At 72.9% G+C, this 1,730-nt stretch carries 1 protein-coding gene; it reads right to left on the bottom strand.

Annotated elements, in window-relative coordinates; translation table 11 throughout:
- Positions 1 to 228: 228 nt before the first annotated feature.
- Positions 229 to 1,161, bottom strand: coding sequence for a DUF3027 domain-containing protein (locus tag P1P70_RS44260; RefSeq protein ID WP_319248104.1), 933 nt, complete (start codon positions 1,159 to 1,161; stop codon positions 229 to 231).
- Positions 1,162 to 1,730: the final 569 nt, after the last annotated feature.

The following is a 1,730-nucleotide window of genomic DNA, read 5'->3' as shown; positions in this document are numbered from 1 at the left end:
GTGCGGGTGGGTGGGGGTTGCTCGCGCAGTTCCCCCGCCCCTGAAAAGCAGGGGCTACGCCCCATGCTTTTCAGGCCCGCAGGACCGTGAGTTTCCAGGCTCCGCAGGGGCCTGATGCTTTCAGGGGCGCGGGGAACTACCCGAGAAGCCCCACCGGAGCCGCACCCGCCGACGCACCCGTACCCCCGAGCTATCAGGCGAACCGGCGGACTCAGCGAACCCGCGCCGCTACGAATGCCCCAGATCCGCCTCGGACTCGGTCTCCTCCGACCCCACCGGCACCGACCCGGAGTCCGCCGCGGGCCGCAGCGGGAAGGGATCCACCCGCGTCTCGTCCAGCCGCGGCGGAGCCGGCCGCGGCGGCTTCGGCATGACCGCCGCCTCCGAGTGCCCCCCACACCCGTACGTCAGGGACACCATCCGCCCGTCCGCCGGGGCGAACTCGTTCGCGCACACCCCGAAGGCCTGCCCGAGCGACCCCCCGATCGGCACGAGGAATCCACAGCTCACACACGCGGCGGGCGCGGCCTGCGCCATCGCGGTCTTGGCCCCGAACCCTTCCTCCCACCGGTCGGCAGCTGTGTGCAGCCCGTACCGGGACAGGACACGCGCCCGGCGCATCCCCAGCTCCTCGGCGACCGCGGCGATCGACCCGCGGCTCGGCGCGAGCGGCAGGTTCGCCGGCACCCCGCCGGTGACCTCGGCGTCCTCCGCCTCCACCAACTCGGCCATGTCGTGCGACACGGGGGAGTTGGGCAGCGGTTCGTCCTCGCCGGAGTACCCCTGCTCCAGCCGCAGGTCATCGGCCTCGGTGGGCAACAGATCGCCGGGGCCCATGTCGCCGGGCCGGAGCCGCTCGCTCCACGGCACCCACTCCGGCGCGAGCAGCGCGTCGGGGCCGGGCAGCAGCACGACCTCGTCCAGGGTCACGAACTTCGCGCGGGAGGCACGGGCAACGGTGACGGCCCAGCGCCAGCCTCGGTAGCCCATCTCCTTGCACTCGAAGAAGTGCGTCACGACCCGGTCGCCCTCGGAGACGAGGCCCGCGTGTTCGCCCACCACGCCGGGTGCGGCGGCCTCCTCGGCGGCGGAGCGGGCGAGGTCGACGGCCTCGGCGCACAGACGGTCGGGGGTGCGGCTTCGCGTTGTCGCTGCGCTCACAGGTATCGCTTCTCTCCTACGCCGTCTCACGAGTGCGCCTCCCTCGGCGAGGGGAGCGGACGGAGCGGACCAGGGGGCCGCGTCGACGTCCGCGCCCGATCGCACTCGGGCGCACCTATGTCATCCATTCTGCGGGATGAACGAGAGGCGCGCGGCCGAGAACAACCGCCGCAGGCGCGCTATGCACGCTACCTTCTCCGAGGCTCCGCGCCCACACCGACGTAAGGGTTCCGCGATTCCGCTGCGCTCGGCTTTGGCCGGAGACCGGTGGTGAGGGTGGACTTCAGACGGCACCGACGGTTGGCGAAAAACCGCCGTGGCCTGCGGCCGGCCCCCCGTCAGCCGGTCCGGAAGCCGGGGCGACGTGGGCACGCGCGGGCCGGTGGGGGCTTCTCGCGCAGTTCCCCGCGCCCCTGAAAAGCAGGGGCTGCGCCCCATGCTTTTCAGGCCCGCAGGGCCGTGGTCTTTCAGGCCCGCAGGGGGCCTGAAGTTTTTAGGGGCGCGGGGAACTGCGCGAGCAACCCCCACCGGAGCCGCACCCGCCGACGAACCCGCACCCCCCCAAGGCG

It is taken from the genome of Streptomyces sp. MB09-02B (genome assembly GCF_033794485.1).
GTDB lineage: Bacteria > Actinomycetota > Actinomycetes > Streptomycetales > Streptomycetaceae > Streptomyces.
The sequence above is the reverse complement of the archived record's forward strand: the minus strand, read 5'-3'. Positions and strand labels throughout refer to the sequence as shown.